Genomic DNA, 16,048 nt, shown 5'->3' on the forward strand with positions numbered 1-16,048 from the left:
ATTGAAGGCGGGCACTGCGTGCCCGTCGCCGCATTGCTGCAAGGATTGTTGTCATGTTGATGTCTGCGCTGAAGCCTCTGGGCGAACTCGAGAACGCCGCCGAATTCCAGGCCCGCCATATCGGCCCCGATGCCGCCGACGAGGCCGGCATGCTGTCGGTGATTGGCGCGGCCTCACGCCGCGCGCTGATCGAGGCCATCGTGCCGGCCAGCATCAAGCGCAGCGTCGGCATGGCCCTGCCCGCCGCGCTGACCGAGGCGCAGGCCCTGGCCGAGCTGAAGACGGTCGCTGCCCAGAACAAGGTGCTCAAGAGCTATATCGGCCAGGGCTATTACGACACGCTGACCCCGGGCGTGATCCTGCGCAACATCCTCGAGAACCCGGCCTGGTACACCGCCTACACGCCCTACCAGGCCGAGATCTCGCAGGGCCGCATGGAGGCCCTGGTCAACTTCCAGACCATGGTCTGCGACCTGACTGGCATGGCGATCGCCAACAGCTCGATGCTGGACGAGGCGACCTCGGCCGCCGAGGCGATGACCCTGGCCGCCCGCGTCGGCAAGAGCAAGTCGCAGCTCTTCTTCGTCGCCGACGACGTGCTGCCGCAGACCTTGGAGGTGGTGCGCACGCGCGCCGAACCGCTGGGCATCACGGTCCAGGTCGGCCCGGCCGCCGAAGCCGCCGCCAGCGGCTGCTTCGCCGCCCTGCTGCAGTACCCGGGCGTCAACGGCGAGATCCGCGCGCTGCAGCCGATTGCCGACGCGCTGCATGCGCAGGGCGCGCTGCTGATCGCCGCCGCCGACCTGCTGGCCTTGACGCTCCTGAAGGCGCCGGGCGAGCAAGGCGCCGACATTGCGGTGGGCACCAGCCAGCGCTTCGGCATGCCGATGTGCAATGGCGGCCCGCACGCCGCCTATATCGCCTGCAAGGACGAGTTCAAGCGCAATCTGCCCGGCCGCCTGGTCGGGGTCAGCGTCGACACGCATGGCAACCCGGCCTACCGCCTGGCGCTGCAGACGCGCGAGCAGCACATCCGCCGCGAGAAGGCCACCTCGAACATCTGCACGGCCCAGGTGCTGCCGGCCGTCGTCGCCAGCATGTACGCGGTCTACCATGGCCCGCAGGGCCTGAAGCGCATCGCCCAGCGCGTCGCCAGCTACACGGCGCTGCTGGCCAAGCTGCTCGGTGACCAGAAGGGCAATGGCTTCTTCGACACGGTCGAAGTCAGCACCGGCGCCCAGACCGACGCCATCCTGGCCCGGGCCGTTGCAGCCGGCATGAACTTCCGCCGCGCCTCGGCCGGCAGCATCACGATCTCGCTGGACGAGACGACGACCCGTGCCGATCTGCAGGCGATCCTGGCCGTGTTCGACAAGACGGCGGACTTCGCAGCGTTCGAGAACGGTGTGGAGTCGGGGATTCCCGCCGCGCTGCAACGCACGTCGAGCTTCCTGACCCACCCGGTCTTCAACACGCACCACTCGGAAACCGAGATGCTGCGCTATCTGCGCGCCTTGGCCGACAAGGACCTGGCCCTGGATCGCACGATGATCCCGCTCGGCTCCTGCACGATGAAGCTGAACGCGACCAGCGAGATGATCCCGATCACCTGGCCCGAGTTCGCCGGCGTCCACCCGTTCGCGCCGCATGACCAGCTGCGCGGCTACGAGCTCTTGAACACCCAGTTGACCAGCTGGCTGTGCCAGGCGACCGGCTATGCCGGCATCAGCCTGCAGCCCAATGCCGGTTCGCAGGGCGAGTACGCCGGCCTGCTGGCGATCAAGGCCTGGCACGAGTCGCGTGGCGAGGGCCATCGCAAGATCTGCCTGATCCCCGAGTCGGCCCATGGCACGAACCCGGCCTCGGCCCAGATGGTGGGCATGCAGGTGGTCGTCACCAAGTGCGACAAGGAAGGCAATATCGATCTGGACGATCTGCGCGCCAAGTGCGAGTTGCACAGCCAATCGCTGGCCGCGATCATGATCACCTACCCCTCGACCTATGGCGTGTTCGACACCCATGTCAAGGAGATCTGCCAGCTGGTCAAGAGCCATGGCGGCCGCGTCTATGTGGACGGCGCGAACATGAACGCGCTGGTCGGCGTCGCGGCGCCGGGCGAGTTCGGTGGCGATGTCTCGCACCTGAACCTGCACAAGACCTTCTGCATCCCGCATGGCGGTGGCGGCCCCGGCGTCGGCCCGGTCTGCGTGGTCGCGGACCTGGTGCCCTTCCTGCCGACGCACCGCGCGGCCGGCTATGTGTCGGAAACCGCGATCGGCGCCGTCAGCGCCGCCCCGCTGGGCAATGCGGCCGTGCTGCCGATCTCCTGGATGTATGTGCGCATGATGGGCGCCGACGGCCTGACCGCGGCGACCGAGACGGCCATCCTGTCGGCCAACTATGTGGCCGCGCGCCTGTCGGACGCCTACGACATCCACTTCAGCGGCAATATCGAAGGCGTCAAGGGCGGCGGCGTCGCCCACGAGTGCATCCTCGATCTGCGCCCGCTGAAGGACACGTCGGGCGTTTCCGCCGAGGACGTCGCCAAGCGCCTGATCGACTACGGCTTCCATGCACCAACCTTGAGCTTCCCGGTCGCCGGCACGTTGATGGTCGAGCCGACCGAGTCGGAATCGAAGTTCGAGCTCGACCGCTTCTGCGACGCGATGCTGCAGATCCGCGCGGAGATCGCAAAAGTCGAAGCCGGTGTCGAGGCGGGTGGGTGGAGCCGCGAGGACAACCCGCTGGTCAATGCGCCGCACACGGCCGAGTCGCTGCTGAAGAGCGAGTGGACGCATGGCTACAGCCGCGAGGAGGCCGCCTACCCGGTCGCCTCGCTGCGTCGCCAGAAGTACTGGGTGCCGGTCGGCCGCGTCGACAACGTCTATGGCGACCGCAATCTGTTCTGCTCCTGCGTGCCGCTGTCCGAGTACGAGAAAGCCTGAACGAGGTAGCGCGAAATGGCCGTTTCCGTTTTCGACCTGTTCAAGATCGGCATCGGCCCGTCGAGCTCGCACACGGTGGGCCCGATGCGCGCCGCGCGCCTGTTCGGCCTGCGGATCAAGCATGACGGTCTGCTTGAGCGTACCGCCCGCGTGCAGGTCGTCCTCTACGGCAGCCTCGGCGCCACCGGCAAGGGTCATGGCAGCGACAAGGCGGTGCTGCTGGGCCTGGCCGGCCATGAGCCGGACAGCGTCGACATCGAGGCCATTCCCGCGCTGCTGGAGCAGATCCGCGCCGGCGACCTCAGGCTGATCGGCGAGCATGGCGTGCGCTTCGACGAAAGCAAGGATCTCGTCTTCAAGCGCCGCGAATCGCTGCCCTTCCATGCCAACGGCATGCGCTGCCTGGCCTTCGACGCTTCAGGATCGGAAATCGCCAACCGCGTCTACTACTCGGTCGGCGGCGGCTTCGTCGTCAGCGACGAGGTGGCGGCCGACGGCACGAAACAGAAGGTGATCGCGCCCGATGCGACGGTGCTGCCCTACCCCTTCAAGACCGGCGACGAGTTGCTGGCCTTGACCCAGCAACACGGCATCTCGATCGCCGAAGTGATGCGCCGCAACGAGCGCCACTGGCGCAGCGACGAGGCGACGCGGACCGGGCTGCTGAAGATCTGGCAGGTGATGCAGGACTGCGTCAGCCGCGGCTGCCGCACCGAGGGCATCCTGCCCGGCGGTTTCAAGGTCAAGCGCCGCGCGGCCCAGCTCTACCGCGACCTGACGGCCAATCCCGAGGCGGCGCTGCGCGATCCGCTGCAGGTGATGGACTGGGTCAATCTCTATGCGCTGGCCGTCAACGAGGAGAACGCGGCCGGCGGCCGGGTCGTCACCGCGCCGACGAACGGCGCGGCCGGCATCGTGCCGGCGGTGCTGCACTACTACACCCGCTTCGTCCACCACGCCAACGAAGATGGCGTGATCGACTTCCTCTTGACCGCCGCCGCAATCGGCATCCTCTACAAGGAAAACGCCTCGATCTCGGGCGCCGAGGTCGGCTGCCAGGGCGAGGTCGGCGTCGCCTGCTCGATGGCCGCCGGCGCGCTGTGCCAGGTGATGGGCGGCACGCCGGAACAGGTCGAGAACGCCGCCGAGATCGGCATGGAGCACCATCTGGGCCTGACCTGCGATCCGGTCGGCGGCCTGGTGCAGATTCCCTGCATCGAGCGCAATGCGATTGCCTCGGTCAAGGCGATCAATGCGGCGCGCATGGCCTTGCGCGGCGACGGCACGCATTTCGTCAGCCTCGACAAGGTCATCAAGACCATGCGCGACACCGGCGCCGACATGATGAGCAAGTACAAGGAAACGGCGCGCGGCGGCCTGGCGGTCAATATCGTCGAGTGCTGAACCGGCAAAGCGCCCACCTCCGTCGGCTGCGCGTCGCGGCTGCCCTGCTCTTTGTCTTGCTGCTGCTTCCGCTCGCCGCGCTGTGGCTGCTTGGTGATCGGCTCAGCGCGCCGGCTCAGCACGAGGTCGGCGTGCCACCCGCGGCGCTGAAGGCCGAGGCCCTGCGGATCCCGAGCGCCGCTGGCCAGATAGGCGCCTGGTTCGCGCCGGGCCGGCCCGGCAGCGGCGCCGTGCTGCTCCTGCACGGCGTACGCGGCGACCGACGCGCGATGCTGGGCCGGGCGCGCTTTTTGCACGAGCAGGGTTTCGCGGTGCTCTTGATCGATCTGCCGGCCCATGGCGAGAGCCGTGGCGAGCGCATCAGCTTCGGTCAGCGCGAGGGGCTGGGCGTGCGCGCGGCGCTGGACTGGCTGGGCCGTTGCCTGCCCGGCGAGAAGATCGCCGTGATCGGCGTCTCGCTGGGCGCGGCCTCCTACGTGCTGCTGGAGCCGCGGCCCGAGCCGGCGCCGGCCGCCGTCGTGCTGGAGTCCATGTACCCGACGATCGACGAGGCGGTCGCCGACCGGCTGGCCCTGCATCTGGGCGAGCCGGCGCGTGCGCTGGCACCGCTGCTGCTGCTCCAACTGCCCTGGCGGCTGGACATGTCGGCCGGGCGGCTGCGGCCGATAGACCGCATCGCCCGACTCGGCAGCCCGCTGCTGCTCGTCGCCGGCGATCGGGATCGCCACACCTTGCTGGCGGAGACCCGGGCACTCTATGCCGCCGCGGCCGAGCCGAAATCGCTGTGGATTGTCGAGGGCGCCGCCCATATCGATCTGCATGCCTTCGATGCGGCCGCCTACGAGGCCCGCGTCGGCGCCTTTCTGCGCGAGCGGCTGCGCCCTCCAGGTTGACACCGGCTCTTGTTCAGCGCCTCAGGCGCGGCGCGAGGAACACCTCGCCGACGTCGAAGCTGCTCTCCTGGCCGATCTTGCTCAGGCTGGCGACCAGCCAGCGCTGCGCCGCGCCGCGCCCGAGCTCGAACAGCGCGCGCAGCAGGCGTGGGTCGGTGTTCAGCTTGCTCGAGGCGTCGAAGGGCGCCAGGCCGGCCTCGTCGGCGATGCGGTGCATGCGCAGTTGCTTGTAGCGAGTGGGGTCGACCTTTCGGTCGCGCAGCAGCTTCTGCACAAAGGTGATCGCGCGCAGCTCGGCCACCAGGCTGGCGTTGAAGGTGATCTCGTTGACCCGGTCGGCGATCTCGACCGCGGTCTGCGGTATGCCCTCGTGCACGCGCGGATTGATCTGCACCAGCAGCACGTCGTCGGTCCGCGTGCCGTAGATCAGCGGCCACAGCGCGGGGTTGCCGGAGAAGCCGCCGTCCCAGAACGGTTCGCCGTCGATGACCACCGTGCGCGCCTGCTGCGGCAGGCAGGCCGAGGCCAGCAGCGCGTCGATGCCCAGCGTCTCGCCGCTGAACACGCGCGGCTGGCCGGTGCGCACCGAGGTCGCCGTGACAAAGACCTTCAGCGGCCCCTCGCGCAGCGCCGCCTCGTCGACATGGGCGGCGACGATGTCGCGCAGCGGGTCCAGATTGAAGGGGTTCAGCTGGGCCGGGCTCCACTGCCGCAGCCAGGCGTCCCACATCCCGTAGCCGGGCCATTGCGCGCGATTGAACATCCAGGCCGGCGCGCCGGCCGGCCCCGCGGCCGCGCCCCAGCAATGCGGCGCGCTGCTGACCGCCTGCCAGAAACGGCTCAGCGCCGCGCGCGCGCCCTCGGCGCCGCCGCGCGCCCAGCCGCAGGCCAGCACGGCCGCATTCATCGCGCCGGCGCTGGTGCCGGAGACGCCATCGAAGCGCAGGCGGCCATCCTCCAGCAAGGCGTCCAGCACGCCCCAGCTGAAGGCGCCATGCGAGCCGCCGCCCTGCAGGGCCAGATCGACCGCGGATCGCTGCGTCTTGCTGCGAGCCACCGCGACGGCGTCCTATTTCTTCGCGCGGATCTTCGCCAGCTCGGCCTGGGTCTCGTTCCACAGCTCCATGCCGACATTGGTGGCGATGCCGGCATTGACCTTGGTCAGCTTGTCGCGCATGCGACCAATCTCGGCCGGGCTCAGCTCGCTGACCTGCATGCCCTTGGATTTCAGCTCGACCAGGGCCTTGGCCGCTTCCTCCCGGGTGTCCTTGCGCTCGAAGTCGCGGCTGATGACGGCGGCCTTCTGCAGCACGGCGCGCTCGTCCTTGGACAGGCCGTCCCAGTACTTCTTGCTGACCAGCACGATCCAGGGCGCATAGACGTGGTTGGTCACCGTCAGGTACTTCTGCACCTCGTAGAACTTGGCCGAGAGGATGGTGTTGTAGGGGTTCTCCTGGCCGTCGACCGCATTGGTCTCCATCGCGGTGAACAGCTCCGAATAGGGCAGCGGCACCGCGTTGGCGCCGAGGATCTTGAAGCTGTCCAGGTAGACGTTGTTCTGCATCACGCGCAGCTTGATGCCGCTGAGGTCCTCCAGCTTGTTGACCGGGCGCTTGCTATTGGTCAGGTTGCGGAAGCCGTTCTCCCAGTAGACCAGGCCGACCAGGCCCTTCTCCTCCAGCTTGGCCTTGACCTTGTCGCCGACCGGCCCGTCCAGCAGCGCGTCGGCCTCCTTGGTGTTGTTGATCAGAAAGGGCGTGTCCCACAGCGCCATTTCCTTGGTGATGCCAACCAGGGTGGCGGTCGAGCCGACCATCATCTCCTGCGCGCCGCCGATCAGCGCCTGCTGCATCTGCGTGTCGGGGCCCAGCGCCGCGCCGCCGATCAGGCGCAGCTTCATCTTGCCGCCCGAAAGCTTCTCGACGTTTTCGGCCAGCACCTTGGCCGCGCGGCCCTGGTTGCTGGCCTCGGCCAGGCCGTAGCCGAAGCGGATCAGGCGCGGCTTGATGTCCTGCGCCTGCGCGGCCAGCGGGGCGATCAGGGCCAGGCCCAGGGCGGCCAGCAGGGGGCGGCGAGCGGTCTTCTTCATCAACATGGCGAGTCTCCTTGGTCGGTCTTGTGTTTTAGCGCATCCACGCCACCGGCGCGATGACGATCTGCGGGAAGATGGTGAACAGGATCAGGATCAGCACATAGGTGAACAGGAAGGGGTTCACGCCCTTGATCACCTGGTGCATCGACAGCCGGCCGACGCCGGCCACGACGTTCAGCACGGTGCCGACCGGCGGCGTGATCAGGCCGATCGCGCCGTTGAGCACGAACATCAGGCCGAAGTAGACCGGGTCGATGCCGGCCTTGACGGCGATCGGCAGCATCACCGGGGCGAAGATCAGGATGGTCGGGGTCAGGTCCAGCGCGGTGCCGATCAGCACCAGGGCCACCATCATCACCGCCATCAGCAGCTTGGGCGACTCGATCAGCCCGCCCAGCCAGCCGGTCAGCGTGCCAGGCAGGTCGGCCAGGGTGATCATGTAGCTGGCGACCTGGGCACCGGCGCAAAGGAACATCACCACCGCCGTCGTCTTGGCCGCGCGCACCAGCACCTGCTGGAACTGCATCAGGCTCAGTTCGCGGTGGATGAAGAAGGCGATCACCATCGCATAGAAGGCCGCGACGACGGCGGCCTCGGTCGGCGTGAAGTAGCCCGACTTCATGCCGCCGATGATGATGACGGGCATCAGGATCGCCCAGAAGGCCTTCACCGTCGCGCGCAGGCGCTCCTTCATTGGCAGCGCCAGCCCGGCCGGCAGATCGATCTTGCGCAGCTCCAGCTTCCAGGCCACGATCAGGCCGGCGCCCATGATCAGGCCGGGCACGATGCCGGAGAGGAACAGCGCGGAGATCGAGGTATTGGTCGTCACGCCGTAGATGACGAAGGGCATCGAGGGCGGAATGATGGGCGCGATGATGCCGCCCGAGGCGATCAGGCCGGCCGAGGTGGCCATCGGGTAGCCGTTGCGCTGCATCATCGGCAGCAGGATGGTCGCCAGCGCGGCCGTGTCGGCCAGGGCCGAGCCGCTCATGCTGGCCATCAGGATGGCCGCGCCGATCGCGACGAAGCCCAGGCCGCCGCGGATATGGCCGACCCAGGCCTGCGCCATGTCGATGATGCGCCGGCTGATGCCGCCGGCATTCATCAGCTCGCCGGCCAGGATGAAGAAGGGCACGGCCAGCAGCGGAAAGCTGTCGACGCCGGCCACCAGGTTCTGCGCCAGCAGCTGGGTATCCCAGAAGTCCAGCGCCCAGGCCATGCCGGCGCCGGTCAGCACCAGGGCAAAGGCCATCGGCATGCCGATGCCCATCAGCAGCAGCATGCCCACGGAGAACACGACAAAGGCGAGTGCTTCGTTGCTCATGACCGAATCACTCCATTTCCAGTTCGTGTTCCAGGTCCAACCGCTCGCCGCGGAAGATCTGGATCAAGGCCAGCAGGCCGATGACGAGCGCGCTCAGCAGCGCCGGCAGCGGCAACAGGGCATTCGAATAGCCGAGCACGACCGAACGGCTCTCCATGCCGACCACCACCTGCTGCCAGGCGCCCCAGGCGAGCAGCACGCAGGCCAGCAGGACCGAGGCGCGGATCAGCAGCGTCATCGCCAGCAGCGCGCGCGGGCGGCGGCGCAGCGGCAGCAGCAGGCTGGTGAAGGCCATGTGCTCGCCCAGCGGATAGGCGGCCGTCGCGCCGATGAAGACCATCCAGACGAAGAGCAGCCTGGAGAGTTCCTCGCTGGCCGCCACGCCGCTGCCGAAGCCGTAGCGCAGCACCACATTGATGAACACGGCCAGCGACATCACGGCCAGGCAGGCCGCCATCGCCCATTCGCTGGCCCGCTGCCACAGCGGCTTGGCCGGATCGCTTGTTGTTGCTGTCGTCGTCATTGCTGTTGGTCTCCGGCAAGCCAGTGCATCACCCGGCTCAGTTGTTGTGATGGGGCCTCGGCCGCGTCGACGCGCAGCACCCCCGGCTCGCCCAGCGGCGACTCCAGGGTGGCGAACTGGCTGTCGACCAGGCTGACCGGGAACAGATGGCGATCGCCGCGGCCGGCGACGCGCTGCAGCGCCAGCTCGCGCTCGATGTCGAGAAAGACGAAGCGCAGGCCCGGGCTGGCGGCGCGCAGACCCTCACGGTAGCTCTTTTTCAGTGCCGAACAGGCCAGCACCGCGCCGCCGGGCGAGGCGGCCAGCAGTTCGCCAAGCCGCGCCAGCCAGCCGCCGCGGTCGGCGTCCGTCAGCGCTTCGCCGGCGCGCATCTTGGCGATATTGGCCGGCGAGTGATGGGCGTCGCCCTCGATATAGGGCCAGCCCAGACGCTCGGCCAGCGCCTGCCCCAGACTGGACTTGCCGCAGCCGGCCACGCCCATGACGACCAGATTGCTCATTGGATAGCGCTGTCCAATCGATTCAATGAAAAGGCGATGCGGGCATCGCCTGGCTTTTGGGCAGCGCCTGCGCACTGCCGGCTTCGCGGGTCTCCGATGCAGGTTTCCACCGTTGTCGACCGAGCTTGGATAGCGCTATCCTATTTCAACAAGCCATTCACCGTATCAGGGAAAGTACGCAGCAATGCCCGCGTCATCGAAGCCCGCCGTCAAGCGCCCGCGCGCCAGCGGCCGCATTACCTTGCAGGAAGTCGCCGAGGCGGCCGGCGTCAGCCCGATCACCGTCTCGCGCGCGCTGCGCGGCGAGCGCGCGGTGGCGGCCGAGCTGGTCGAACGGGTGCGGCAGGCGGCCGAGCAGCTCGGCTATGTGCCCGATCCGGCCGCCCGCGCGCTGGCCTCCAGCCGCAGTTCGCATGTCGGCGTGCTGATCCCCTTGCTCAGCAATGCGCTCTTCGTCGACCTGCTCGACGCGATCCAGCGCGCCCTGCTGCCGGCCGGCTACCAGACCCTGATCGGCGTCACCCACTACGACCCGGCCGAGGAGGAGGCCTTGCTGCGCAGCTATCTGCTGCACCGGCCGGCCGGCCTGATCGTGACCGGCTTCGATCGCACGCCGGTCGCGCGCAAGCTGATCGAGGCCAGTGGCGTGCCCTGCGTCCATGTGATGGAGACGGTGGCCGAGGCCGGCGTCTACAGCGTCGGTTTCTCGCAGGCCGAGGCCGGCGAGGCCATGACGGCTCAGCTGATCGAGCAGGGCCGCCGCCACATCGCCTTCGCGGCCGCCCAGCTCGACCCGCGCACCCTGCAGCGGGCCGAGGGCTATCGCCGCGCGATGCAGCGGGCCGGCCGGGCGCCACGCGAATGGCTGAACCCGCAGCGCAGCTCGCTGGCCCTGGGCGGCCAGCTGTTCGAGCAGATCCTGCACGAGGCGCCGGAGATCGACGCGATCTTCTTCAACAACGACGACCTGGCGCAGGGGGCTCTGCTGGCCGCCCTGCGCCTGGGCGTGCATGTGCCGGCGGAGATTGCCGTCGCCGGCTTCAACGACCTGACGGGCAGCGACCAGATGCTGCCGCCGCTGAGCACCGTGCGCACGCCGCGCAGCGCGATCGGGCGCGAGGCGGCGCGCATGCTGATGAGCCTGATGCGCGGCGAGGCGGTGCCCGAGCCGAGGCTCGATCTGGGCTTCGAGATCGTGCGTCGCGGCAGCAGCTGAGCCGCGCCCGTTCATTGACCGAGGGCTTTTGCCGCCACCGCCTGGCGCCGGCCCGGGCAGAATGGGGGCAAGCCTCTCGCCCGCCACTTCCGTGCTTCCACGTCCCTCGTACGCAACGGCCATCGCCGCCCGCTGGCAACCGGCCGAGCGCCCGCTGCAGCAGTCCCGGCTCGATCAATGCATCCTGCTGGCGCTGCTGCTGCATGTCTGGCTGGTGCTGATGCTGGGCAATGCGCCGCCTGGCGCCGCCCGAACCGGCGACGGCGTCTGGGGCGCGCTGAGCGTGCGCCTGCTGGGCCCGCGCAACGAAGAGGGCAAGGATGGCGCGCTGCGGTCGCCCGGCGGCCCGGTCGGAGAGGCCCGGCAGCAGCGCTATGGCGGCAGCGTGCGGCGCGAGGAGCCGCGCCCGCCGGAGCCGGGCGCGGCGGAGCTGGGTCACTGGAGCCCGAGGCCGACCACCCACGAGGACAGCGTGCCGGAACCGCAGCCGGCCGATGCGCCGCCGCAGACGCGCAGCCTGCCGCCGCTGCCGGACAGGATCCGGCCGATCACCCGTCCGCCCGAGGCCTTGCAGGGCATGAGCACGCCGGAGGCGCTGAACGCGCCGCCGACGCCGGCGTTGCCCGAGCTGCCGGCGCTGCAGCCACCGCCCAGCCTGAAGGCGCTGCCCGATCAGGCCCTCCCCGTCCCACGGCCGCCGGCGCTGCTGGAACCGGTCCGGCGCCCACAGGCGCTGGACACGCCGGAGATCCCGCCCCAGGTCCCGTCCATGCCGGCATTGCAGCTGCCGCCGACGGTGAAGAGTCTGCCCGACCGCCCTGCTCCGCCCACGCGCCCGAGCGCCGCGCTGGAACACCTGCAACGCCCCGAGCTGGCGAGCACGCCACCGCTGCAGCCCGCACCGGCACTGCCCCCGCTGCAGCCGGCGCCGCGGGTGATGGCCCTGCCGGACAGTCGCGGCACCGCGCTGAACCGGCCCGCGCCACGGCTGGAAGGACTCAAGACGCCAGAGGCCCTGAGCGCCGCGCCGACGCTGGCACCGGCTCCGGACCTGCCCCCGGTGACGCTGCCGCCGACGCTGCAAAGCCTGCCCGAGGCGCCGAGCCGGATGCGGGCGCCGGCCCAGCCCTCACTGGAGCGCGCACGCCCGATCGAGACCGAAACGCTGCAGGCCGCGCCGGCGCTGCCGCCGATCCAGCTGCCAGCGGCTGCGGCAGCGGCTCCAACTCCAAACCCGGGCGCGACCGGCGCGGCGACCTCGCCCCAGGCCCAGCCCCTGCAGCAGCCGCCACAGCTCGGCGCCGGCCGTCCCGCCATCGGCAGCCCGGAGGCGGGCGCAAACCTGGGCCACGATGTCGCGACGCCGCCCTCGGCCCCGGCGAGCGCGGCGCCCCTGAACCTGAACCTGCCGCTGATGCGCAGCGGCGCGCTGTCCAGCCAGGGCACGCGCGGCCTGCTGCCGGTGCTGCCGCGCCCACCGGAAACGGCCAGGTCCAGGAACGAGACCGAGGCCGCGATCGACAAGGCCGGCAGGGCCGATTGCCGCAAGGCCTATGCCGATCTGGGCATCATCGCCGCCGTGCCGCTGGCGGCCGGCGCGCTCAGCGACAAGGGCTGCCGCTGGTAGGCATGAAAAAGGCGCCCCGCGGGGCGCCTTTGCAAGCAAGAGGCTCGGGCCTCACTTGGCCGGCAGCACGTCCGACTCGCTCGCCGGCGGCCGCGGCTGCGACGCTGCAGCACCCAGCCGGTTGAAGAAGCACAGCAGCGCGAAGCCGGGGATGCCGGCCAGGCCGGCCAGCGCCCACCAGGGCGAGCCGCCGTTATGCCGCTGATAGCTCCAGCAGGTCCACACGCACATGGCCAGCGCGGCCACGACGACGATGCCGTTGACGACCATCGGCGCGCCCATGCCCAGCACCGCCAACACCAGCAGGCTCAGGCCCACGGTGCCGAGCAGCGCGCCGCGGGTCACGCGGTCCAGGCGCCGCGCAAACGGCACCAGCTGCTCGAGGTAGGAGTAGATCACCGGCACGACCACCAGGGTCAGCAGTGTCGAGGTGATGACGCCGCCGATGATCGCGCGGCCCATCGGCGCCTGGATCTCGCCGCCGTCGTTCAGCGCGATCGCCATCGGCAGCATGCCGAAGATCATCGCCGCCGTCGTCATGATGATGGGGCGCATCCGGATCAGGCCGGCCTCGCGCACCGCCTCGACCACGCTGGCGCCCTTCTCCCGCATGTGATTGGCGAAGTCCACCAGCAGGATCGCGTTCTTGGTCACCAGGCCCATCAGCATCACCAGGCCGATCATCGAGAATACGTTCAAGGTCGAGCCGGTGACCAGCAGCGCCAGCATCACGCCGATCAGCGACAGCGGCAGCGAGACCATGATGGCGATCGGCTGCAGGAAGCTGCCGAACTGGCTGGCCAGCACGATGTAGATGAAGATCACGGCCAGCAGCATCGCGCCCATCAGGCCCTTCATCGCCTCGGCCTGGTCCTTGCCGGCGCCGTCGACCATGAAGCTGACGCCGGGCGGCAGCTGCACCGTCTTGATCATCTTCTGCACATCGGCGTTGACGTCGCCCGACGGGCGGTCCTTGGTGCTGGCGAAGACGGCCTCGCGGCGCTGCAGGTTCTGGCGGCGGATCACCTCGGGGTTGAAGACCGGCTCGACGGTGGCGACCTGGTCCAGCGTGATCGGCGAGCCGTCCTTGGCGAAGGCCACCGGCAGCTTGTACATCTGCTCGACATTGCGGCGATCATCCTTGGGCAGGCGCAGCAGCACCTGCACCTGGTTGCCGTCCGGCGCGGTCCAGTAGGTCGCGATCTCGCCGTTGACATAGGCGCGCAGTGACGAAGCCAGCTGCGGCGCGGTCAGGCCCAGCTCGCGCATCGCCGACTCCTTGACCTTGACCGCGTAGGCTGGCACGCCCGCCTTGACGGTGGTGTCGACGTCGGCGGCGCCGGGGATCTTCTTGATCCGCGCGACCAGGTCGTTGGCGGCCTGGGTCAGCGCCTCCGAGTCATTGCCCAGGATGGTGATCCAGACCGGCTTGTTGAAGCCGACGCTGAGCTCGACGCCGGGGATCTTGGCGATCGCCTCGCGCATCGCGTTCTCGATCTGCTTCTGGCTGCGCTTGCGCTCCTTGCGGTCGACCAGCGAGATGTTCAGCTGCGCATTGTTGCGGCCGGTGGCCAGGCCGTCGCCGGTCGCGCCGACGACGGTCGAGACCGTCTTGATCTCGGGGAAGCCCTTCAGCACCTCCTCGATCTGCGCGACCTTGTCGCTGCTGCGGTCCAGGCTGGTGCCGACCGGCAGGCGCACGGCCAGCTGGGTGAAGCCCTGGTCGGTCTCCGGCACGAACTCGCTGCCGACGGCGCCGGACAGCAGGATGGCGACGACGAAGCTGGCCACGCCGCTCCAGGTGACGATGCCGCGCGGGGTCAGGGTCACCGAGCGCAGGCGGCGCGGCGCGCTGAGGTCGCGGCTGCCGTCGGCGCGGAAGGGACGGCCCCAGGCCGGCAGCACGAAGAGGCGATAACGGCGGCCGCTGAAGGCCCAGTCGATGGTCTTCTCGTAGACCCGGTGCAGCACATCCATGCCGCGATCGGTCGCACGCAGCAGGTGGCCGATGACGGGCATGCGGCGCAGATAGGTGGCCGGCGGGTCGGGCCAGACGCTGGACAGCATCGGGTCCAAGGTGAAGCTGACGAACAGTGACACCATCACCGCCACCGTCACCGTGATGCCGAAGGGATAGAAGAACTTGCCGATGATGCCGCCCATGAAGGCGACCGGCACGAACACCGCGCAGATCGCGAAGGTCGTCGCCATCACGGCCAGGCCAATCTCGTTGGTGCCGTCGAAGGCCGCCTGGTGGTGGTCCTTGCCCATGCCCACATGGCGCACGATGTTCTCGCGCACGACGATCGCGTCGTCGATCAAGAGGCCGATGCACAGCGACAGCGCCATCATCGTCATGAAGTTCAGCGTGAAGCCGAAGGCATGGACGGCAATGAAGCTGGAGATCACGGCGATCGGCAGCGTCAGGCCGGTGATGATGGTCGAGCGCCAGCTGTGCAGGAACAGGAAGACGATGGCCACCGTCAAGAGCGCGCCCTCGACCAGCGTGTGCTTGAGACCGTCCAGCGAGCCCTTGACCCAGTCGCTGCTGGCATAGATCAGGCGCAGCTCCATATCATTCGGCAGCGTCTTGCGCAGTTCCTCCATCACCTCCTTGACCGACTGGCCGGTGGCGACGATGTTGGCGTCCTGCTGCTTGAAGACATTGAAGGTGACGGCCTGCTGGCCGTTGATGCGGGCGATGTTGTCGAGCTCCTGCTCGCGCTCGACCAGGGTGCCCAGGTCGCGCATCGTCAGCACCAGGTCGCCGCGCTTGGCGATGACCAGGTCGGCGAAGCGCTTCGGGTCGCGCACCCGGCCCTCGACGCGCAGCATCGAGTCGCGGTACTGGTCGGACAGCACGCCGACCGGTTCGTCGTTATTGGCCGTGGCCAGCGCCTTGGCGATCTCGGCCGGCGTGATGCCGTAGGCGCGCAGGCGCAGCGGGTCGAGGTCGATGCGCACTTCGCGCAGCGCCATGCCGCCGATGGCGACCTGGGCCACGCCGGGCACCCGGCTCAGACGCTTGGAGATGTTCTGGTCGGCCAGGATCGACAGCTCGCGCAGCGAGCGGGTGTTGGACATCAGCGCCATCACGACGACCGGCTGGGCGTTGTCACCCTGGAAGCGGTTGACGAAGGGTGGCTTGACCTCCTGCGGGAACTGCGCCTGCGCCAGCGAGAGCCGGTCGCGCAGATCCTGCATCGCGCGGTTCATATCGGTGTCCAGCGTGAACTCGACGCTGGCCTGCACGCGGCCCTCGAAGCTGCGCGACTGGATGCGGTTGACGCCGGCGATGCTGTTCAGCGCCTCCTCCAGCGGCTTGGCGACCTGGCGCTCGACCGCGTCGGGCGAGGCGCCCGGATAGCGGATGTCGATCCAGGCGCCCGGCAGCGTGATGTCGGGCATCTGCTCGACACCGAGCTTGGAATAGGAGAACAGGCCCAGCACGCACAGGGCGACCATCACCATGGTCGCGAAGACGGGGTTCTTGATGGAAACTTTGGTGATCCACATGGCGCGCC

At 69.1% G+C, this 16,048-nt stretch carries 11 protein-coding genes; 5 read left to right on the forward strand and 6 right to left on the reverse strand.

Going from position 1 to position 16,048, the window contains the following annotated elements:
* The first annotated feature begins 53 nt into the window (after window positions 1-53).
* The 3 genes from gcvP to QWJ38_RS15010 are packed head-to-tail and all read left to right on the forward strand — an operon-like array spanning window position 54 to window position 5,242.
* A complete protein-coding gene (gene gcvP / locus QWJ38_RS15000; protein WP_290359921.1) occupies window positions 54-2,945 on the forward strand; it encodes an aminomethyl-transferring glycine dehydrogenase in 2,892 nt (963 codons plus the stop codon).
* 15 nt (window positions 2,946-2,960) lie between these two features.
* Window positions 2,961-4,349, forward strand: a complete 1,389-nt coding sequence (locus QWJ38_RS15005; protein WP_290359922.1) for an L-serine ammonia-lyase — start codon at window positions 2,961-2,963, stop codon at window positions 4,347-4,349.
* A 56-nt stretch (window positions 4,350-4,405) separates the two neighbouring features.
* Window positions 4,406-5,242 carry an alpha/beta hydrolase gene (locus QWJ38_RS15010; protein WP_290359923.1) on the forward strand — a complete coding sequence of 279 codons (837 nt, stop codon included), beginning with the start codon at window positions 4,406-4,408 and terminating at the stop codon, window positions 5,240-5,242.
* A gap of 13 nt (window positions 5,243-5,255) precedes the next feature.
* Here the strand turns inward: QWJ38_RS15010 and QWJ38_RS15015 are convergent, their stop codons facing one another.
* From QWJ38_RS15015 to QWJ38_RS15035, 5 genes are read right to left on the reverse strand one after another with little or no spacing between them, the layout of a single operon-like run.
* Window positions 5,256-6,299, reverse strand: coding sequence for a patatin-like phospholipase family protein (locus tag QWJ38_RS15015; RefSeq protein WP_290359924.1), 1,044 nt, complete (start codon window positions 6,297-6,299; stop codon window positions 5,256-5,258).
* 12 nt (window positions 6,300-6,311) lie between these two features.
* Complete coding sequence (locus QWJ38_RS15020; RefSeq protein ID WP_290359925.1) at window positions 6,312-7,337, reverse strand: TRAP transporter substrate-binding protein; 1,026 nt, start codon at window positions 7,335-7,337, stop codon at window positions 6,312-6,314.
* Window positions 7,338-7,365: 28 nt separating this feature from the next.
* A complete protein-coding gene (locus QWJ38_RS15025; RefSeq protein ID WP_290359926.1) occupies window positions 7,366-8,658 on the reverse strand; it encodes a TRAP transporter large permease in 1,293 nt (430 codons plus the stop codon).
* A 7-nt stretch (window positions 8,659-8,665) separates the two neighbouring features.
* Entirely contained in the window at window positions 8,666-9,181 is a 516-nt protein-coding gene (locus QWJ38_RS15030; RefSeq protein ID WP_434063985.1) for a TRAP transporter small permease subunit, read from the reverse strand.
* Window positions 9,178-9,681: a gluconokinase gene (locus tag QWJ38_RS15035; protein ID WP_290359927.1), complete on the reverse strand. Its 504-nt coding sequence runs from the start codon at window positions 9,679-9,681 to the stop codon at window positions 9,178-9,180. The genes QWJ38_RS15030 and QWJ38_RS15035 overlap by 4 nt, the downstream gene beginning before the upstream one ends.
* Before the next feature lie 184 nt (window positions 9,682-9,865).
* Between QWJ38_RS15035 and gntR the strand changes: the two genes are divergently transcribed.
* Entirely contained in the window at window positions 9,866-10,897 is a 1,032-nt protein-coding gene (gntR, locus tag QWJ38_RS15040; protein ID WP_290359928.1) for an HTH-type transcriptional regulator GntR, read from the forward strand.
* A gap of 91 nt (window positions 10,898-10,988) precedes the next feature.
* Complete coding sequence (locus QWJ38_RS15045; protein ID WP_290359929.1) at window positions 10,989-12,524, forward strand: hypothetical protein; 1,536 nt, start codon at window positions 10,989-10,991, stop codon at window positions 12,522-12,524.
* Window positions 12,525-12,575: 51 nt separating this feature from the next.
* On the opposite strand, the gene QWJ38_RS15050 is transcribed toward QWJ38_RS15045, so the two are convergent.
* A complete protein-coding gene (locus QWJ38_RS15050) occupies window positions 12,576-16,040 on the reverse strand; it encodes an efflux RND transporter permease subunit (protein ID WP_290359930.1) in 3,465 nt (1,154 codons plus the stop codon).
* Window positions 16,041-16,048: the final 8 nt, after the last annotated feature.

The organism is Roseateles violae (assembly GCF_030410485.1).
Classification (GTDB): domain Bacteria; phylum Pseudomonadota; class Gammaproteobacteria; order Burkholderiales; family Burkholderiaceae_C; genus Roseateles_D; species Roseateles_D violae.